The sequence below is a fragment of the Streptomyces sp. NPDC040589 genome (assembly GCF_055594445.1).
The window spans coordinates 121324-139809 of sequence record NZ_JBVIWP010000001.1; the positions used below are offsets into that span (position 1 = coordinate 121324).

General features: G+C 70.6%; 19 protein-coding genes and 1 riboswitch. Of the genes, 2 read left to right on the top strand and 17 right to left on the bottom strand.

Translation table 11 applies throughout. From position 1 onward, the window contains the following. Nucleotides 1–82 precede the first annotated feature (82 nt). Nucleotides 83–766 carry an LAETG motif-containing sortase-dependent surface protein gene (locus ACZ58V_RS00480; RefSeq protein ID WP_468195318.1) on the top strand — a complete coding sequence of 228 codons (684 nt, stop codon included), beginning with the start codon at nucleotides 83–85 and terminating at the stop codon, nucleotides 764–766. Between the two features lie 60 nt (nucleotides 767–826). On the opposite strand, the gene ACZ58V_RS00485 is transcribed toward ACZ58V_RS00480, so the two are convergent. The 11 genes from ACZ58V_RS00485 to rpsB form a co-directional block, all read right to left on the bottom strand. Then, on the bottom strand, nucleotides 827–1666 hold the full coding sequence (locus ACZ58V_RS00485) for a maleylpyruvate isomerase family mycothiol-dependent enzyme (protein ID WP_471287721.1): 840 nt from the start codon (nucleotides 1664–1666) through the stop codon (nucleotides 827–829). A gap of 24 nt (nucleotides 1667–1690) precedes the next feature. Further along, nucleotides 1691–2710 (bottom strand): ABC transporter ATP-binding protein, encoded by a 1020-nt coding sequence (locus ACZ58V_RS00490; RefSeq protein WP_468195099.1) that lies wholly within the window; start codon nucleotides 2708–2710, stop codon nucleotides 1691–1693. After that, complete coding sequence (locus ACZ58V_RS00495; RefSeq protein ID WP_471287723.1) at nucleotides 2710–4383, bottom strand: ABC transporter permease; 1674 nt, start codon at nucleotides 4381–4383, stop codon at nucleotides 2710–2712. Before ACZ58V_RS00495 ends, ACZ58V_RS00490 begins: the two co-directional genes overlap by 1 nt. Next, entirely contained in the window at nucleotides 4359–5396 is a 1038-nt protein-coding gene (locus ACZ58V_RS00500) for a thiamine ABC transporter substrate-binding protein (protein ID WP_471288710.1), read from the bottom strand. Before ACZ58V_RS00500 ends, ACZ58V_RS00495 begins: the two co-directional genes overlap by 25 nt. Before the next feature lie 124 nt (nucleotides 5397–5520). Next, nucleotides 5521–5627: riboswitch (TPP riboswitch) on the bottom strand. Between the two features lie 39 nt (nucleotides 5628–5666). After that, nucleotides 5667–6773: a dual-specificity RNA methyltransferase RlmN gene (rlmN, locus tag ACZ58V_RS00505; RefSeq protein WP_382496865.1), complete on the bottom strand. Its 1107-nt coding sequence runs from the start codon at nucleotides 6771–6773 to the stop codon at nucleotides 5667–5669. Nucleotides 6774–6842: 69 nt separating this feature from the next. Further along, complete coding sequence (locus tag ACZ58V_RS00510) at nucleotides 6843–7292, bottom strand: SRPBCC family protein (protein ID WP_468195094.1); 450 nt, start codon at nucleotides 7290–7292, stop codon at nucleotides 6843–6845. 116 nt (nucleotides 7293–7408) lie between these two features. After that, nucleotides 7409–8536, bottom strand: coding sequence for a phosphatidate cytidylyltransferase (locus ACZ58V_RS00515; RefSeq protein WP_468195091.1), 1128 nt, complete (start codon nucleotides 8534–8536; stop codon nucleotides 7409–7411). Further along, on the bottom strand, nucleotides 8536–9093 hold the full coding sequence (frr, locus tag ACZ58V_RS00520) for a ribosome recycling factor (protein WP_184598490.1): 558 nt from the start codon (nucleotides 9091–9093) through the stop codon (nucleotides 8536–8538). Before frr ends, ACZ58V_RS00515 begins: the two co-directional genes overlap by 1 nt. 164 nt (nucleotides 9094–9257) lie before the next feature. Further along, nucleotides 9258–10016, bottom strand: coding sequence for a UMP kinase (gene pyrH / locus ACZ58V_RS00525; RefSeq protein WP_189728022.1), 759 nt, complete (start codon nucleotides 10014–10016; stop codon nucleotides 9258–9260). 184 nt (nucleotides 10017–10200) lie between these two features. Next, nucleotides 10201–11037, bottom strand: a complete 837-nt coding sequence (gene tsf, locus ACZ58V_RS00530) for a translation elongation factor Ts (RefSeq protein WP_468195088.1) — start codon at nucleotides 11035–11037, stop codon at nucleotides 10201–10203. Nucleotides 11038–11214: 177 nt separating this feature from the next. Next, on the bottom strand, nucleotides 11215–12177 hold the full coding sequence (gene rpsB, locus ACZ58V_RS00535) for a 30S ribosomal protein S2 (protein WP_471287725.1): 963 nt from the start codon (nucleotides 12175–12177) through the stop codon (nucleotides 11215–11217). A gap of 273 nt (nucleotides 12178–12450) precedes the next feature. Here rpsB and ACZ58V_RS00540 point away from each other — a divergent pair, with 273 nt between their 5' ends. Further along, the gene (locus tag ACZ58V_RS00540; protein WP_468195082.1) at nucleotides 12451–13017 is read left to right on the top strand and encodes a peptidoglycan DD-metalloendopeptidase family protein; all 567 of its coding nucleotides are present in this window, start codon (nucleotides 12451–12453) and stop codon (nucleotides 13015–13017) included. A 101-nt stretch (nucleotides 13018–13118) separates the two neighbouring features. Here ACZ58V_RS00540 and ACZ58V_RS00545 read toward each other — a convergent pair whose 3' ends face one another. The 6 genes from ACZ58V_RS00545 to ACZ58V_RS00570 form a co-directional block, all read right to left on the bottom strand. Next, on the bottom strand, nucleotides 13119–13676 hold the full coding sequence (locus ACZ58V_RS00545; RefSeq protein ID WP_468195313.1) for a TetR/AcrR family transcriptional regulator: 558 nt from the start codon (nucleotides 13674–13676) through the stop codon (nucleotides 13119–13121). Between the two features lie 93 nt (nucleotides 13677–13769). After that, the gene (gene whiG / locus ACZ58V_RS00550) at nucleotides 13770–14612 is read right to left on the bottom strand and encodes an RNA polymerase sigma factor WhiG (protein WP_189728016.1); all 843 of its coding nucleotides are present in this window, start codon (nucleotides 14610–14612) and stop codon (nucleotides 13770–13772) included. A 271-nt stretch (nucleotides 14613–14883) separates the two neighbouring features. Further along, the gene (gene dprA / locus ACZ58V_RS00555; RefSeq protein ID WP_471287728.1) at nucleotides 14884–16044 is read right to left on the bottom strand and encodes a DNA-processing protein DprA; all 1161 of its coding nucleotides are present in this window, start codon (nucleotides 16042–16044) and stop codon (nucleotides 14884–14886) included. Then, nucleotides 16041–17666 carry a YifB family Mg chelatase-like AAA ATPase gene (locus ACZ58V_RS00560; protein WP_471287729.1) on the bottom strand — a complete coding sequence of 542 codons (1626 nt, stop codon included), beginning with the start codon at nucleotides 17664–17666 and terminating at the stop codon, nucleotides 16041–16043. The genes dprA and ACZ58V_RS00560 overlap by 4 nt, the downstream gene beginning before the upstream one ends. Further along, a complete protein-coding gene (locus ACZ58V_RS00565; RefSeq protein ID WP_468195074.1) occupies nucleotides 17666–18067 on the bottom strand; it encodes a YraN family protein in 402 nt (133 codons plus the stop codon). The genes ACZ58V_RS00560 and ACZ58V_RS00565 overlap by 1 nt, the downstream gene beginning before the upstream one ends. Before the next feature lie 87 nt (nucleotides 18068–18154). Next, a complete protein-coding gene (locus ACZ58V_RS00570) occupies nucleotides 18155–18463 on the bottom strand; it encodes a DUF2469 domain-containing protein (protein ID WP_003993268.1) in 309 nt (102 codons plus the stop codon). Nucleotides 18464–18486 lie beyond the last annotated feature (23 nt).

Sequence of the window (18486 nt, forward strand, 5' to 3'; positions counted from 1 at the left end):
TCTCCCGGTAGTGCTGATGTTCCGTCACCACTGCCTCAACCCCCCGCTTATACGCATCCTGTAAAGGACAAACGTGGCAGTTCTGTCCGTATCCCGTCGCGCACGTGCCGTGCGCATCCTCGGTGTCGTCTCCGCCTCGGCCGCGCTCGCCCTCGGCACCGCCGGCAACGCGCTCGCCTGCAACATCAACGAGTTCTCCGCCGAGGCGAAGTGTGACGGCGACAAGGGCGTCATCACCGTCACCGACGTGGACCCCGCCGGCATCAAGGCGACCGTCACCGTGTACCTGCAGAACAACGGCGCCGACGCGCAGAAGGTCGGCGAGCAGGAGGTCAAGGGCTCGCGCGAAGGGACCACCATCACCTTCGCCGAGGACTGGAAGCCGAACGCGGAGTACCGCATCCACGTGAAGGCCGCTCCGTACGTCGACGAGGACATCAAGCCGAACCTCGTCACCCCGGCCACGGCCTGCAAGAAGAAGGAGGAGGAGCCCCCGGCTTCGACTCCCCCGGCCACGCCGACCCCGTCGGCCTCCCCCTCGAAGCCGGCCGAGGAGACCGACACCCCGGCTCCGACGCCGTCGGAGAGCGAGAGCACCACGCCGGCGGGCAACGCGCCCGGCCCGGCCGGTGACTCCAACCTCGCCGAGACCGGCGCCAACTCCAACACCGGCATCATCGCCGGCATCGCGGCGGCCCTGGTCGTCGTCGGTGGTGGCGCGGTGTTCTTCGGCATGCGCCGTCGTGGGGCGAACAGCGACAGCTGACGCCCGACGCACTCCACGCACGGTGGTGGCCCGTCCCCTTCGCGGGGGCGGGCCACTGCCCTATCCGAACGTCGCCCGCTCCAGCCAGAACTCCAGCAACTCCCGCTCTCCCAGCACCTCCAGCTCCGGAGCGTCCAGTGGCAGCCGCCGGTAGAACGCGAGCAGGACGGAGGTGAGCGGTCCGCGCAGGGCGACCGTGGCCTTCTCGTGGCCCCGGCGCCAGGTGACGCCGTCCTCGGTGAGCGCGATCAGCCTCCCCCACCCTTCGGGCGAGGGGACCCCCGTCTCGCCTCGCTCGGCGTTCACCTCCGGCCCGGTGTCGGTGGCGTGCAGGTGGATGCTGCGGCCCGGGCCGCGCAGTTCCCTCACCGCCTCGTCGTGCGGGTCCGTCCGCTGCGCGTACTCCACGATCTGCAGCCACTCGTCGATCGCGTCGGCGGCGATGTCGGGCGCGACCTCGTAGGGCAGTCCGGCGGCGAGTGTCGCGTCCGCGCGGTGCACGGTGATCTCGTGCGCCATCCGGCGGGCCCAGAACCCGGCGTTGAGGATCCCCGCCCAGCCCCACACCTTCGCGTCCGGCCCGGCCTCCCGCAGCGCGGCGACGACCTGCTCGCCCGCCTCCCCCAGCCACGCGTCCAGCGCGGCGGCGTCACCCCGGATCTCGGGCCCTTCGCCACCCGGCACCTCCTCCTCGGGCACCTCCTCCCGGGCCCGGGTCCGCACCATGAGCTCCACCCAGCGCAGGGCGCCGCCCGTATGCCGGACCAGCTCCTCCAGCGACCAGTCCGGGCAGGTCGGCACAGTGGCGGACAGGTCGGCCCCGGAGGTCACCACCGACCTCAACAGGCCGACCTGGTGGGCGATTTCATCGCAGTAGCGGTCGTGCTCGAGGAGCGTCATGCCCGCACCATAAGCGGGCGACGATCAGTCGAGCACGGCGATTTCCGCCGCGTCGAACTCCACTCCGACCTCGTCCCCGACCTCCGGCGCCGCCCGCAGCGCGCACGCCGCCTCCAGGCGCGGGGCGTCCTCCGGCTGGAGGTGGACGGCGACATGGGTGCCCTTGAAGGTGCGGGCGGTCACCGTGCAGCGCAGGCCCTCGCCGACGGGCACCAGACGTACGCCGGCGGGCCGCGCCAGGAGGGTCCGCGTGCCCTGCGGGGCTCCCTCCGGCACCGGCACCTTGCCCCACGGCGTGTCCGCGGCCTCCGCGCCCACCGTCGCCTCGACGACGTTCTCGAAGCCGAGGAAACGGGCCACGAACGCGTCGGCCGGCCGCTGCCACACCTGAAGCGGCGTACCGGACTGGGCGATCCGCCCGTCCCGCATCACCACGACCCGGTCGGCCAGCGCGAAGGCCTCCCCCTGGTCGTGCGTCACGGCGAGCACGGTCGTGCCCAACCGGCCGAACAGCTCGCGCAGTTCCACGACCAGCCGCTCCCTCAGCGACCGGTCGAGCTGGCCCAGCGGCTCGTCCAGCATCAGCAGCCTGGGACTCGGCGCGAGGGCCCGGGCCAGCGCCACCCGCTGCTGCTCCCCGCCGGACAGCGCGGCGACGGCCCGGCGGGCCGCGCCCGGCAGTCCGACGAGGTCCAGCAACTCCTGTACGTGATCGGCCTGTTGCCGCTTCGACACCCCGCGCATCCGTAGCCCGAAGGCGACGTTGCCGCCCACGTCCCGCTGCGGGAACAGCTGGTGGTCCTGGAACATCAGCCCGACCCCGCGCCGGTGCGCGGGCACGCCGGCCTGGTCGCGCCCGTCCAGCGACACCCGCCCGGAGTCGAGCGGCTGCAGCCCGGCCACGGCCCGCAGCAGGGTCGACTTGCCGCTGCCGCTGGGCCCGAGCACGCACACGATCTCGTGCTCGGCGACCTCCAGATCGACGGCGTCCAGCACGGCCCGCCCGCCGAAACGGACCGTCGCGCCCCGCAGAGCCAGCAGCATCAGAACTCCCCTGTCCGGTCGGCGGTCCTGAGCCTCTCCAGCACCAGCAGGGCCACGGCGCACACCACCATCAGAATCGTCGAAAGGGCCATCGCCTGGCCGTAGTTGAGGTCCCCGGGCCGTCCCAGCAGCCGCGCCACGGCCACCGGCAGCGTCGGGTTGTCGGGCCGCGCGATGAATACCGTCGCCCCGAACTCCCCGAGCGACACCGCGAAGGCGAACCCGGCCGCGATCAGCAGCGCCCGTCGCACCATCGGCAGGTCCACCTCCCGCCACACCCGCCAGGGCGAGGCTCCGAGCACCGAGGCCGCCTCCCGCAGCCGCGCGTCCACCGCCCGCAGCACGGGCAGCATGGTCCGGACGACGAACGGCACCCCGACCAGCGCCTGCGCGAGCGGCACCAGGATCCACGAGGACCTCAGGTCCAGCGGCGGCTCGTCGAGGGCGATCAGGAACCCGAAGCCGACGGTCACGGCCGACACCCCGAGCGGCAGCATCAGCAGCGCGTCGAAGCCGCGCACGAACCGCCCGGCGTCCCGGCGGGTGAGCGCGACGGCGGCGAGTCCCCCGATCACCACGGCGATCACGGTGGCGGCGACGGCGTACTCCAGCGAGTTGCCGATCGCCTCGATCGGCGCCACCAGGAAGATCCCGCCGTCCGCCCTGGTCAGCGCGCGGTAGTAGCCGAAGCCGGGCGCGTCCAGGGACCGCTGGACCAGCACGGCGAGCGGCAGCAGAAGCAATACGACGACCGTGAGAAGCACCCCGCCCAGCAGCGCCCACTGCCCGGCGCCGCGCGGCCGGCGCGCCGTCACCGACGCGTCCACCAGCCGCAGCGCGGTCTCCCGCCGCCGTACGGTCCAGGCGTGCAGGGCGAGGATCGCGCCCACGGCGACGAACTGGATCAGCGTCAGCACGGCCGCCGTGGACAGGTCGAAGATCTCCGACGTCTGCCGGTAGATCTCCACCTCCAGGGTCGAGAAGGTGGGCCCGCCGAGGATCTGGACGACACCGAAGGAGGTGAAGGTGAACAGGAAGACCATGAGCGCGGCGGCGGCCACCGCGGGCCCGAGCGCCGGCAGCGTCACCTGCCGCCAGGCCTTCCAGGGCGACGCCCCGAGCATCCGCGCGGCCTCCTCCTGCCGCGGGTCCAGCTGCGCCCAGAGCCCGCCGACGGTCCGTACGACGACCGCGTAGTTGAAGAAGACGTGCGCGAGCAGGATCGCCCACACGGTGGTGTCCAGCCGTACGCCCCACAGCTCGTCGAGCAGCCCGCCCCGCCCGACCAGCGCCAGGAACGCCGTACCGACGACGACCGTCGGCAGCACGAACGGGACGGTCACGACCGCCCGCAGGACCTGCTTGCCCCGGAAGTCGAAGCGCGCGAAGACATACGCGCCGGGGAGCGCGATCAGCAGGGTGAGCGCGGTGGAGACGAACGCCTGCCAGGTGGTGAACCACAGGACGTGCCGGACGTCGGACTGCGCCAGCACCTCCCCGATCCGCCCGAACCGCCAGGCCCCGTCGACCTTCAGGCCGCGCGCGACGATCGCGGCGACGGGGTAGGCGAAGAACGCCGCGAAGAACGCGACGGGCAGGGCGATGAGCCCGAACCGCGCCGCGCTCCCGCGACGGTCCTCGCGGACGGCTACTTCAGTACGAGTGAGGTCCACGACTTGACCCACTGGTCACGGTGGTCGGCGATCTTCGCCGGGTCCAGGGTCTCGGGATCCTTCGCCTGCGGCCCGAACTTCACGAACTCCGGCGGCACCTGGGCGCCCTCGCGCACCGGGTACACGAACATGTTGAGCGGCATGTCCTCCTGGAACTTCTTGGTGAGCAGGAAGTCGAGGAACGCCTTGCCGCCCTTGGTGTTCTTCGCGTTGCTCAGCAGCCCGGCGTACTCGACCTGCCGGAAGCAGGTGCCCTCGGCGACCCCGGTCGGTGCCGTGCCCGGCTTGGGGTCGGCGAAGATGACCTCGGCGGGCGGCGAGGAGGCGTACGACACGACGAGCGGCCTCTCGCCCTTGGCCTTCTTGCCGCCGGCCGAGCCGGAGAACTCCTCGTTGTAGGCCTGCTCCCAGCCGTCGACGACCTTCACGCCATTGGCCTTGAGCTTCTTCCAGTAGCCCTGCCAGCCCTCGTCGCCGTACTTCGCGGCGGTGCCGAGCAGGAAACCGAGGCCGGGCGAGGAAGCGGAGGCGTTCTCGGTCACGAGCAGGTTCTTGTACCGGGGCTCGACCAGGTCGTCGAAGCTCTTCGGCGGCTCCAGCTTGTGGTCGGCGAAGTACTTCTTGTCGTAGTTGACGCAGATGTCGCCGGTGTCGACGGGCGTGACCCGGTGCTGGTCCTGGTCGGCCCGGTACTCGGCCTTGACCTGCTCTGCCCCCTTCGCCTCGTACGGCTGGAACAGGCCGTTGTCGAGGGCACGGGACAGCAGGGTGTTGTCGACGCCGAAGAAGACGTCGCCCTGCGGGTTGTCCTTGGTCAGGATCGCCTTGTTCACGGCCTGCCCGGCGTCGCCGTCCTCCAGGACGTCGACCTTGTAGCCGGACTGCTTCTCGAAGGCGGCGATGACGCCCTTGGACGCGGCCCACGAGTCATGGCTGACGAGGGTCACGGTCTTGGAGTCGCCGGACCCCTGGCCGCCGTCGGACGACCCGCAGGCGGCGAGCGTGCCGACCATGCCGAGCCCGACGACCACAGCCGTCAGCCGCTTGCTCTTGTTACTCACTGGATTCCTCCTGGATGACCAGGAGAAGACGCGGCCCCGCCCGGGAACTCAGGGGATCCCGGGCAGGGCGCAACAGCTCGAGTGATGACCGATCTCCCTACCCAGAATGACCTGGGCCAGGTTCGGAGGGTCTGCGGCCGTGTGCCGCACTCTCAGCGCTGTGGCGCTCCCCTGTCGGAATATGCAGGTGTCGGATATGCAGATGTTCTTACGCCGGTCAGACTACCGTTCGGTGGCCGCGAGCTGACCACACGCCCCGTCGATCTCCTGTCCACGGGTGTCCCGGACCGTCACCGGCACACCATGGGCGGCGATGGCCTCCACGAACGCCTTCTCGTCCTCGGGCCGTGAGGCCGTCCACTTCGACCCGGGCGTCGGGTTCAGCGGAATCAGATTCACATGCACCGGCTTGCCCTTGAGCAGCCGCCCGAGCCGGTCACCACGCCAGGCCTGGTCGTTGATGTCCCGGATCAGGGCGTACTCGATGGACAGCCGCCGCCCGGACTTGGCGCTGTACTCGAACCCGGCGTCCAGCACCTCCCGGACCTTCCACCGTGTGTTGACGGGGACGAGGGTGTCGCGCAGCTCGTCGTCGGGCGCGTGCAGCGAGATGGCCAGCCGGCATTTGAAGCCCTCGTCGGCGAACCGGTGGATCGCCGGGACGAGACCGACCGTCGAGACGGTGATCCCGCGCTGGGAGAGCCCCACCCCGTCGGGCTCGGGGTCGGTGAGCCGCCGGATGGAACCGATGACCCGGTTGTAGTTCGCGAGCGGCTCGCCCATGCCCATGAACACGATGTTGCTGAGCCGCGCCGGACCGCCGGGGACCTCGCCGTCCCTGAGGGCCCGCATGCCGTCCACGATCTGGTGCACGATCTCGGCGGTGGACAGATTCCGGTCCAGACCCGCCTGCCCGGTCGCGCAGAACGGGCAGTTCATCCCGCATCCCGCCTGCGAGCTGATGCACATGGTCACCCGGTCCGGGTACCGCATCAGCACGGACTCGACGAGCGTCCCGTCGAACAGCCGCCACAGCGTCTTGCGCGTGGTGCCCTGGTCGGTCGACAGATGCCGCACGACGCTCATCAGCTCGGGCAGCAACGCCTCCCGCAGCTTCCCCCGGGCACCGGCCGGAATATCGGTCCACTGCTCCGGCTCGTGCGCGTACCGCGCGAAGTAGTGCTGCGAGAGCTGCTTGGCACGAAACGGCTTCTCCCCGACAGCGGCGACCGCCTCCTTGCGCTCGGCAGGAGTGAGATCAGCGAGATGCCGCGGCGGCTTCTTGGCTCCGCGGGGGGCTACGAAAGTGAGTTCTCCGGGCTTAGGCATGGCCCAACCAGTGTCGCAGATCGTCAGCGGTGGCCCGCACCCCGCCTGCGACACCCGGAGAGAGGCGTTCTACTCGCCCGTGTGCTCCAGCCGGTCCTTGAGGAGTTGCTCGTTGCGCGGGAGTTCCTTGCGGACCTGGGGGCGGACGACGAGCGGCACCAGGACCTTGCCGACGCCGTGGCCCTCGAAGTCGACGTCGATCGTCACGTGGGAGCGCTGTCCCTCGTCGAACGGTTCGACCTCGCCGTGCACCCGCGCCCGGACGGGGCCGTCGACGCCGCGCATGCCCCAGGTGCGGGGCGGGTCGTACTCGGTGACTTCCATGGTCATCGGCATGACGCGGCGCCCGACGTGCCGGGTCACGCGGACCTTGGTACCGATACCGACGGGCCCCTCGTCGAGGCGTTCCGCGGACACGGCGCTCAGCTGCCACTCCGGCATGCGCGGGGTGTCCATGACGTAGTCGTAGACATCCTCGGGACGCCGGTCGACATCGATGGTCTGTCGAATGCTGGACATGATGTCCCCCTTTGCGGCCTACACCTGAATCGTCCCACTCGGCGCCTTCCGCTGCCTCCCCGGAACGACAGCGAGCTCCCGCCCACAAGGACGGGAGCTCGCTGGAAGAGACCGGCTCAGCCGGACCCCACGAAGAGCACGAGCAGCAGCCACACCACCGGAGCCGTGGGCAGCAAGGAGTCCAGCCGGTCCATGATGCCGCCGTGACCTGGCAGCAGCGTGCCCATGTCCTTGATGCCGAGGTCCCGCTTGATCATGGACTCGCCGAGGTCGCCGAGCGTGGCGCTGACCGCGACCGCGAGGCCGAGTACCAGCCCCTGCCACCAGGCACCGCCGTCGATGAGGAACTCCATGCACAGCGCGCCCGCGACCATGGCGAAGGCGACCGCGCCGAGCAGGCCCTCGCGGGTCTTGCCGGGGCTGATGCGCGGGGCGAGCTTGTTCCGGCCGAAGCGCCAGCCGACGGCGTAGGCACCGGTGTCGCTGACGACCGTGAGCAGCAGGAAGGTGAGCACCCGCTGCGGCCCGTCGTCCGCGGTCAGCATCATCGCGACGAAGGTCGCCAGGAACGGCACGTAGAACGCCGCGAAGACGCCCGCTGTGACGTCCCTGAGGTAGCCCTCGGGCGGTTCCGTCATACGCCAGACGAGCACGGCCAGGGTGGTGAGCGCCATGGCGACCCAGGCGCCCTCGGCGCCCCGGACGTACCCGGCGACGACCATCGCGGCACCGCCGAGCGCGAGCGGAACGAGCGGCGCCCGGATGCCCTTGCGTTCGTCCAGCCGCTTGGTCAGCTCCCACAGGCCGACCACGACGGCGACCGCGACGACGCCGACGAACACGGCCTTGACGACGAACAGCGACGCGACGATCACCGCACCGAGCCCGACCCCGACCCCTATCGCCGCACTCAGGTCGCGACCCGCGCTCTTCTTCGGCGGCTTGGGTGCCGGCTGCGAGGCGTCGGGCATGGGTTCCGGATTCGTCTCGTTTCGGACCGGGGGGCCGCTCAGCCGAGCAGCCCTCCGGTCGTCATCCTGGTTTTCGCCGTGGCCGGCTAGGTCAGGCACGCTGGGCATGGGGCGAGTCTGAGGCGCTTCATACGCATCGTATGCGGGACCCGCCGGGGCGGCCCCCTGGACGTACCCATGGCCAGGGCTCTGGATGTGCCCGTGGCCATGCCCTTGGTCGGTGGGCCCCCAGTACCCGGCCTGTGGCGGCGCCCCCCAGGAAGAGTCGTTCATCAGACCTCGAGCAGCTCCGCTTCCTTGTGCTTCAGGAGCTCGTCCACCTGCGCGACGTACTTCGCGGTGGTGTCGTCGAGCTCCTTCTCCGCACGGCGGCCCTCGTCCTCGCCGACCTCGCCGTCCTTGATCAGCTTGTCGATGGCCTCCTTGGCCTTGCGGCGCACGGAGCGAATGGAGATCTTCGCGTCCTCGCCCTTGCTCTTGGCGACCTTGATGTACTCGCGGCGGCGCTCCTCGGTCAGCTCGGGGAACACCACTCGGATGATGTTGCCGTCGTTGCTCGGGTTGACGCCCAGGTCGGAGTCGCGGATCGCCTGCTCGATGTTGCGCAGGGCCGTCTTGTCGAACGGGGTCACTACCGCCATGCGCGGCTCCGGCACGGAGAACGAAGCCAGCTGGTTGATCGGCGTCGGCGCGCCGTAGTAGTCGGCCACGATCTTGTTGAACATCGCCGGGTGCGCACGGCCGGTGCGGATCGCGGCGAAGTCCTCCTTGGCGACCACGACGGCCTTCTCCATCTTCTCCTCGGCCTCGAGGAGGGTCTCTTCGATCACCACTTGCTCCTGCGTGTCTTGAGTAGGCCCGGCTGCGGTTCCATGTGGGGCGGCGGCCGGCTGCGTCGCGTCTTCTTCCTGCACGGTTCCCGACCGGCAGGACATTGTCCATCCCCCGGCCCGGCTCCGTCCCGTCCGTCCCCCGGACGGGGTGGTGCGGGTCCTCAGTCCCGGCTGGCCGCGTCCCCCACGAGCGTGCCGATCTTCTCACCCTTGACGGCGCGCCCGATGTTGCCCTCCGCCAGGAGCTCGAAGACCACGATCGGGAGTTTGTTGTCGCGGCACAGCGTGACGGCCGTGGCGTCGGCGACCTTCAGGTCGCGGGTGATGACCTCGCCGTAGCCGAGGTGATCGAACTTCACCGCGTCCGGGTTGGTCTTCGGGTCGGAGTCGTAGACCCCGTCCACGCCGTTCTTGCCCATCAGCAGCGCCTCGGCGTCGATCTCCAGGGCGCGCTGCGCGGCGGTGGTGTCGGTGGAGAAGTACGGCATGCCCATACCGGCTCCGAAGATCACCACACGGCCCTTCTCCAGATGCCGTACGGCGCGCAGCGGGATGTACGGCTCGGCGACCTGGCCCATGGTGATGGCGGTCTGCACGCGCGTTTCCACGCCCACCTTCTCCAGGAAGTCCTGGAGGGCGAGGCAGTTCATGACGGTGCCGAGCATGCCCATGTAGTCGGAGCGGGCCCGGTCCATGCCGCGCTGCTGGAGTTCGGCGCCGCGGAAGAAGTTGCCGCCGCCGATGACGACCGCGACCTGCGCGCCGTCGCGTACGACGGCCGCGATCTCGCGGGCGATCTTGTGCACCACGTCGGGGTCGACGCCCAGGCCCCCGCCACCGGAGAAGGCCTCTCCGGACAGCTTCAGCAGAAACCGGCCGCGCACTTTGCCGTCGTCGCTCTTCTGGGGCTTGGTGGTCATGGGGGATTCCGCCTCTTTCACGTGTTGCACATACCAAGAAGGCCATTGCCGGTGGGGCGTGTTTCGCATCCCATACGGCAATGGCCTCCTTGTCAGATCTGCTGTCGTCCGCCACCCATGTGACGGCGTACACGGACGACTGCTGCCGACCTTATCGGGGTCGGGCGTCGATCGCGGTACGGACTCAGATGCCGACCTTGATGCGCGAGAAGCGCTTCAGGGTGACACCGGCCTCGTCCAGGACCTTCTGGACGGACTTCTTGTTGTCCAGCGCGTACGGCTGGCCGAGCAGCGTGGCGTCCTTGAAGAAGCCGTTGAGGCGACCCTCGACGATCTTCGGAAGGGCGGCCTCGGGCTTGCCCTCGGCGCGGGTGGTCTCCTCGGCGACGCGGCGCTCGGACTCGACGACCTCGGCCGGCACGTCCTCCTTGGAGAGGTACTTCGGCGCGAAGGCGGCGATGTGCTGGGCGACGCCCTTGGCGATCTCGGCGTTCGGCTTGTCCAGCTCGACGAGGACACCGATCTGCGGGGGCAGGTCGGGCATCGTGCGGTGCATGTACGCCGTCACGTAGCCGTCGGCGAACTGCGCGAAGCGGTCCAGGACGATCTTCTCGCCCAGGTTGGCGTTGGCCTCGTCGACGAACGCCTGGACGGTCTTGCCGGCCTCGATCTCGGAGGCGAGCAGGGCCTCGAGGTCGGCCGGGGAGGTCTTGGCGACGTGCTCGGCGATGGTGGTGGCCACGGCCTGGAACTTGTCACCCTTGGCGACGAAGTCCGTCTCGCACTTCAGCTCGACGATGACACCGGAGGAGTTGTCGTCGGCGATGACCGAGACCACGGCACCGTTCTCGGCGGAACGGCCCTCGCGCTTGGCGACGCCCTTCTGGCCCTTGATGCGGAGCGCCTCGACGGCCTTCTCGACGTTGCCCTCGGCCTCGTCCAGCGCCTTCTTGCAGTCCATCATGCCGGCGCCCGTGAGCTCACGGAGCTTCTTGACGTCGGCGGCGGTGTAGTTCGCCATGAGTCTGTGAATCTTTCTCGAAGTCTGGAAGATCGAAGATCTGCGGATGCGCCCCCCATGGAGCCGGAGGGCGCTGTCTTTCCGCTGACCTACGGGTGAACGGCGGGAGCGGACTTCACCGCGCCGAAGGCGCTGTGGGATGGAGTACCGCTCCCGCCGTCACCTCGGACTGACGGGTCAGGCCTGCTCGGCCTCGGCGGCCTTCTCGCCCTCGGCCGGCTTCTCGGCCTCGGCGGCGGGGGCGGCCTCGGCAGCCGGAGCGGCCTCAGCCTCAGCGGCCGGAGCAGCCTCAGCCTCGGCGGCCGGAGCAGCCTCAGCGGCGGCGGCCGGAGCGGCCTCAGCGGCGGGGGCGGCCTCGTCGGCCTTCTTCTCGCCCTCGAGCAGGTCGCGCTCCCACGCGGCCAGCGGCTCACCCGCGGCCTTGTCGCCCTTGTCGCCCGTGGCGACGCCGGAACGGGCGATGAGGCCCTCGGCGACGGCGTCGGCGATGACGCGGGTGAGCAGGGTGACGGAGCGGATCGCGTCGTCGTTGCCCGGGATCTTGTAGTCGACCTCGTCCGGGTCGCAGTTGGTGTCGAGGATCGCGACGACCGGAATGTTCAGCTTCCGGGCCTCACCAACGGCGATGTGCTCCTTCTTGGTGTCCACGATCCAGACGGCGCTGGGCACCTTCTGCATCTCGCGGATACCACCGAGGGTCTTCTCCAGCTTGGCCTTCTCGCGCGAGAGCACGAGAAGCTCCTTCTTGGTCAGACCGGACGCGGCGACGTCCTCGAAGTCGATCTGCTCGAGCTCCTTGAGGCGCTGCAGACGCTTGTAGACGGTCGAGAAGTTGGTGAGCATGCCGCCCAGCCAGCGCTGGTTGACGAAGGGCATGCCGACGCGGGTGGCCTGCTCGGCGATGGCCTCCTGCGCCTGCTTCTTCGTGCCGACGAACATGACCGTGCCGCCGTGGGCGACGGTCTCCTTGACGAACTCGAAGGCGCGGTCGATGTACGACAGCGACTGGAGCAGGTCGATGATGTAGATGCCGTTGCGCTCCGTGAAGATGAAGCGCTTCATCTTCGGGTTCCAACGACGGGTCTGGTGACCGAAGTGGACGCCGCTCTCCAGCAGCTCCCGCATCGTGACGACGGCCATGGCCGTATCTCCTTGAATTTCTCGGTTGTGCCGCGGATGCCGGACGGCTTCCGCGCCTGACGCCCACTGCGCGCCGTTCCACGAGGGACCGAGGGGCGCTGATACAGCCCGTTTCCGGGGTGCGTATCGGGGCGTGCGAAGTCGACCCGGTGACCCGGGTCGCCACCAGAAGTGTACGGGACCCGCGGGGTACCGGGTGACGCCGTTGTCCACAACCGAACGGCGGTCCACAGCCACACACGGTGACCGGCGGTGGTACGGGACGCTCTGCGCATGCGAGCGAAGCGAAGTGTGCGTGTGTGTACGCGGCTGATCCTGCTGCTGGTTCTGACGACGGCCGCCCTGCTGTCCCCGCCGCCGCGGCTGTTCGCGGCCCCGCCCGGCCCGGACACCAGCGTTCCCGCGGTGGGACGCGCCTGGCCCGTCGGGTTACGCCCTCAGGTCCTCCGCGGCTGGGAACCCCCGGCGACGGCGTACGGCCCGGGCCACCGGGGCGTGGACCTGGCGGCCGTGCCGGGAACGCCGGTACGGGCGGTGGCCGGGGGCCGGGTGTCCTTCGCGGGCCGGGTGGCCGGCAAGGGGGTCGTCTCGGTGGAACTCACGGGGACCGGTGATCCACCCTTGCGCACGACACTCGAACCGGTGAAGGCGGCGGTGCAGGAGGGCGAGGAGGTGGAACCCGGCGAGGTGATCGGCACGGTGGACGCGGCGGGCTCGCACTGCACGGCTCCGTGTGTGCACTGGGGCCTGCGCAGGGGCGACACATACCTGAACCCGCTGTCACTCCTGCCCCCGTGGCTGCTGCACCGGGGCCCGTCGAGGCTGCTGCCGGTGTACTGACTCGCTGCGGGCAATCGTGCCGTCAGGGGCGGCACGGGTGGGCGCAGCGGCACCCCGCCACGCCGGGCTGCGCACCCACCCGGCCCCGGCACAGACCCGGCTCAGCCTCTTACACCCCGCAGGGCCATGGACACCGCCGCCTCCGCGATGGTGTCCGGCTCCTCCGCGGCCCCCAGCTCGATCCTCCGAACGGCCGCGTCCACAACCCCCTGCAGCAGCATCGCCGCCAGCCGAGGCTGCGCATGTCCCATCTCGGCCAGCGCCTCGACGATCATCGCGACCAGCCCTCCGTGCGCCGCCCGGATCTTCTCCCGGGCCCCCGCGTCGAGCTCACTCGCGGAGATCGCGACCACGGCCCGATGCCGCCGGTCCCCGACCAGCTCAAGCTGCTGGCGCACATACGCCTCGACCTTGGCCTCGGACGTCTCCGCCCGCTCCATGGCCGCCGACACTTCCGCCGCCCAGACCGGGAAGTCGACCTCGCACAGCTCCTCGACCACGGCCGCCCGTGACCGGAAGTACTCGTAGACGGACGATCGCGCGAGGCCCGTCCGCTCGGCGAGGGCCGGGAAGGTCAGCGCCTCCGTACCGCCCTCGGACAACAAGGAACGAGCCGCGTCCAGCAGGGCGGCTCGCTGCATCGACCGGTGCTCGGCCACGGAGGCCGCTCGAATCCTTGGCACGTCAACACTCTACGGACGCGTCACGCCCGACGGGAGTGGCTCACGCCGACTCATCGGCATCAGGCCAGGTCAGCGGCCGAAGCTCGCGAGTTTCGCTCTGAGCTGCAGCACGGATTTGGTGTGGATCTGGCTGACCCGGCTCTCGGTCACGCCCAGCACGTTCCCGATCTCGGCCAGGGTGAGCCCCTCGTAGTAGTACAGCGTGACCACGGTCTTCTCCCGCTCGGGCAGCGTGTTGATCGCCCGTGCCAGGAACCTCCGCAGCTCCCGGTCCTCGGCGACCTCCACGGGGTTGTCGGCGGCGGTGTCCTCCAGCGTGTCCATCACGCTCAGCCCGTCGCCGCCCTCGCCCCCGCCGTGCAGCAGTTCCTCCAGGGCCACCACGTTGGCCAGCGACAACTGACTGAACACCGCGTGGAGTTCCTCCACCGCGATCCCCAGCTCGCCGGCCACCTCGCCCTCCGTCGGCGTCCGCCGCAGCCGCGCCTCCAGCGTGGCGTACGCCCGCTCCACGTTGCGCGCCTTCTGCCGCACCGAGCGGGGGATCCAGTCGAGCGCCCGCAGCTCGTCGATCATCGCGCCCCGGATCCGGGTGATCGCGTACGTCTCGAACTTGATCTCCCGGTCGACGTCGAACTTCTCGATCGCGTCGATCAGCCCGAACACCCCGGAGGAGACGAAGTCCGCCTGCTCCACGTTGGACGGCAGACCCACACTGACACGTCCCGCGACGTACTTCACGAGCGGCGAGTAGTGCAGGATCAGCTGCTCCCGCAGCCGCTCGTCCCCCGTCGCCTTGTACGACCGCCACAGCTCGTCGAGCGTCGAGGGAGCGGGCGGCCGTACGCTGCCACCGTCACGGGCGGCTGGGGGGATCGCCGCCCGGTCGGACCCGGAGGTGTGCTGGGGCATTCGTCGCCTTGTGCCGTTCTGCTGCGCAGTGGTGCTGCTGGGGTGAGCTGTCTGACTGATGTCGAGTGGTCTGTCCGTGTCGGAATCCTCGTGAGCGTAGCGTGACTGTGGTGTCGCGGTGTGCGAAGGGCGGAGGCCAAGGGAGACGCGAATGCGTTCCGGAGGCGTCCCGGCGGAGCGCCGCGATCGCTCAGCGTGATCACCGGAGGAGCCCAACTGGGCGCATTTCCAAGGGGTGTCGAGGTTCCCCCGGACGGCCGAACACGCGGGGTCAGCATGGTCCGGGACCACTGCGGACCGACATCACCGCCTGGCGTGTCAACTTCCAGCCATCGCCGTGTCGTTCGACGTAACCGAGTGCCCGGAGTTCGTACAGTCTCGCGATCGCGTCCTCCTGTGCGGTCTGCGCACGGCGCGCGATCTCGTCCGGCCGGGCGGGCCGGCCACCGGGCAGGGCGGCGAGCACCTGCCGGGTAACGGGTTCCAGCAGATCCCGGGGCAGAACGGGGCCGCGCCGGTCGGGGGCCAGTTGCCCGATGTCGCCGACCAGTTCGACGACGTCCGCGGCGTCGGTGACCAGGACCGCCTCGCCACGCAGCAGTTCGTGCACTCCGGCGGAGAGTCCGCTGGTGGCCGGGCCCGGTACTCCCATCGTGTGACGGTTGAGGCGCTGTGCCGCCCGCGCCGTGACCAGGGAGCCGCTGCGGTGGGCGGCCTCGACGACCACGGTGCCGCGGGTGAGTGCCGCGATGACGCGGTTGCGTTGGATGAACCGGCTGGGCGTCGGGTGATCGCCGGGTGGCAACTCGCCCAGGACCAGGCCCTGTTCGGCGATTCTGCCGATCAGCTGGGTGTGTCCGCGCGGGTAGGGGCGGTCGACGCCGCAGGCGAGGACGGCGACGGTGGCGCCGCCCGCGCCGAGGGCGCCGCGGTGGGCGGCGCCGTCGACTCCGTAGGCCCCGCCGGACACCACGACCCAGCCCTGCTCGGCGAGGCCGGCGGCGAGGGTGGCCGCCATGTGTGCCCCGTACTCGGTGCAGGCCCGGGCGCCGACGACGGCCACCGACTTCAGCGCCCACATCCGCAGACTGGCCCGCCCTCGCACCCACAGCCCGAGGGGCCGGGTATCCCCGAGATCGTCGAGCTGCCCGGGCCACTCCGGGTGCCCGGGGCACACGAACCGCACCCCGGCCTCCCGCGCGACGGCGAGGTCCTCGCCAGGCCGTGCCGTCTCAGCCCTGGCCAGCAACCCCGTCCACCGCTTGCCGCTGACCCCGGGCAGGGGCAGCCCGCCCTGCGCCAGCCGCCGCACCACTTCCCCGACCCCGAACTCCCGCACCCACCGCCCACCGGCCTCATCACCGGGCTCGAGGACCCGGGTGAGAAACACCCGGGCGAGCAGCTCGTCGTCCGGTTCGTCGACGACGCTCACGTCAGCGCTCCAAGGGCCATCGGGACGCCTCGTGGCACACCGGTGCGCATCTGGAGCGCGAGGGCGACGTCCGTGGCGTGGGGCCGGTCGTGGCCGACGAGGTCGGCGACGGTCCAGGCCACTCGCAGGACGCGGTCCAGTCCGCGGGCGGTCAGGACACCCCGCTCCAGGTTCCGCTCGGCCTCGTCCATCGCGCCGGGCACCGCGGACCAGCGGCTGCGCAGCTCGCGGCCGGGGACCTCGCTGTTGTTGCGCCAGGGAGTGCCGGCGAGGCGCTCCGAAGCCCGTTCCCGGGCCGCCCGGACCCGGTCGGCGACCGTCGCCGTGGACTCGCCCCGCGCGCCGATGGCGGTCAGCTCGGTGCGGGTGACGCGGTCCACCTCGACGCGCAGGTCGACCCGGTCGAGCAGCGGTCCGGAGAGCCTGGCCTGATAGCGGCGGATCGCCGAGGGCGGGCATTCGCACAGGTCGTCCCGCTGCGAGAACCGGCCGCACGGGCAGGGGTTGGCCGCGAGCACCATGAGGAACTTCGCCGGGAAGCGCACGACTCCCGCACTGCGCGCGATCACGACGTGCCCCGCCTCCAGCGGCTGACGCAGGGCGTCCAGGGCACGGCTGCTGAACTCGGGCGTCTCGTCCAAGAAGAGCACTCCCCGGTGGGACAGCGACACGGCGCCGGGCCGCGCGATGCCCGGGCCGCCGCCGACGAGTGCCTGCATCGTGGCCGAGTGGTGCGGGGCGCAGTAGGGGGCGACGTCGATCAACGGCTTGCCCGGTGGCAGCAGGCCCGCCACCGAGTGGACCGCGGTGACCTCCAGCGAGTCCTGCCGGCCGAGCAGGGGCAGGATGGCCAGCAGCCGCTCCGCGAGCATCGTCTTGCCCGCGCCGGGAGGCCCTTCGAGGAAGAGGTGGTGCCCGCCCGCCGCGGCCACCTCCACCGCCGTGCGCGCCGAGGTCTGGCCGACGACGTCCGCGAGGTCGTGGGCGTGATCGTGCTGGGCCGCTCCGATGCTGTGCATGCCCGTGGCCGCGCCCGTACCGGGCACGCGCAGGCCGGCGAGGAGCGGGTCCGGGCGACCCTGTTCGTCCGGTTCCTCGTCGGGCACGGGTTCGTCGGCCAGGACGGCGATCAGCTGCCGCAGGCTCCTGACGCCCAGCACCGACACCCCGGGCACCAGGGAGGCCTCGGCGGCGGCGCACTCCGGCACGACCACCTGCTCATAGCCCGCGTCCGCCGCCGCCAGCACCGCCGGCAGCACCCCGCGGACCGGCCGCACCCGGCCGTCCAGCCCCAGTTCCCCGATCATCACGACGTCGGCGAGGACCCGGGGATCGATGCGCTCCGCCGCACCGAGGACCGCCGCGGCGACGGCCAGGTCGAAGCCGCTGCCGGACTTCGGGACGGAGGCCGGGCTCAGGCCCACCGTGAGTTTCTTCTGCGGCCAGGCCGCGCCCGAGTTGACGACCGCTGCGCGCACCCGGTCCCGGCTCTCCGTCAGGCTCTTGTCGGGCAGTCCCACCAGCGTGAACGCCGCGACACCCGGTTCGAGATCGGCCTGGACCTCGACGACCACACCCTCGACGCCCACCAGCGCCACCGAACACGTACGGGCGAATCCCATCAGGCCACCCCCCGCACATGCTCGACCACGGCCGCGCCGCGGTTCGGCAGGAGCACGCCGACCACGTCGATGCGGACCCCGCCGGGTGGTGCGCCCCCGTGGGACTGGATCCACCGCTCGGCGAGATCCCGCAGCCGCTCCGCCTTCTGCGGGGTCACGGCCGCCATCGGATGCTCGAAGTGCCCCTCCCTGCGGGTCTTCACCTCGCAGACCACCAGGACGTCACCGTCCCTGGCCACGATGTCGATCTCACCCGTCCGGCCGGAGCGCCAGTTGCGCTCCACCACCGTCAGACCGGCCTCGGCCAGCCGCCGCGCGGCCAGGCTCTCGCCGTACTTGCCCATGGCGCTGCGCGCCCGATGTGCGTTCATGTCGGCACCACCTCCGGCGCCAACGATCACGCACCCGCCCCCACGAAGTGGATCTTGGTGGACAGCTCAGCGGCTGTGGAAAACGCCCTCACCCACCCGAGTGAACGTCACTGAACGTCACCCGCTCGGCAGCTCGAGATCGCTCTTGTTCAGCTCCTCGATGTTCACGTCCTTGAACGTGAGAACCCGAACCTGCTTCACGAACCGCGCCGGCCGGTACATGTCCCACACCCAGGCATCCGCCATGGACACCTCGAAGAACACCTCACCCTGGACCGAGTGCACCTGCATCTCGTAGTCGTTGGTCAGGTAGAAGCGCCGCTCAGTCTCGATCACGTATTTGAACAGACCGACGACATCGCGGTACTCCCGGTAGAGCTTCAGCTCCATCTCGGTCTCGTACTTCTCGAGGTCCTCGGCGCTCATGGCATGTTCCCCTTCAGCCGTGC